We start from the raw sequence: 223 nt of genomic DNA, 5'->3' as shown, positions 1-223 counted from the left end.
CCGCGGCACTGTTGCCACCGGTCGTATTGAGCGCGGCGTGATCAAGGTCGGCGAAGAAATGGAAATCGTGGGCATCCGCGACACCAAGAAAACGGTTTGCACGGGCGTTGAAATGTTCCGCAAGCTGCTGGATCAGGGTGAAGCTGGTGACAACGTTGGCCTGTTGCTGCGCGGTGTTGACCGTGAAGGCATCGAGCGTGGTCAGGTTCTGTGCAAGCCCGCT

1 protein-coding gene is annotated in these 223 nt (G+C 59.2%); it reads left to right on the top strand.

Translation table 11 applies throughout. The features are described from left to right. Positions 1–223: EF-Tu/IF-2/RF-3 family GTPase (locus EGN72_RS00085; RefSeq protein ID WP_255417398.1), on the top strand; the 223-nt coding region annotated here is incomplete at both ends.

Source organism: Pseudorhodobacter sp. E13, assembly GCF_003991405.1.
Taxonomy (GTDB): domain Bacteria; phylum Pseudomonadota; class Alphaproteobacteria; order Rhodobacterales; family Rhodobacteraceae; genus Pseudorhodobacter.
Note: the sequence above shows the minus strand (reverse complement) of the source record. Positions and strands in the feature narration are given on the sequence as shown.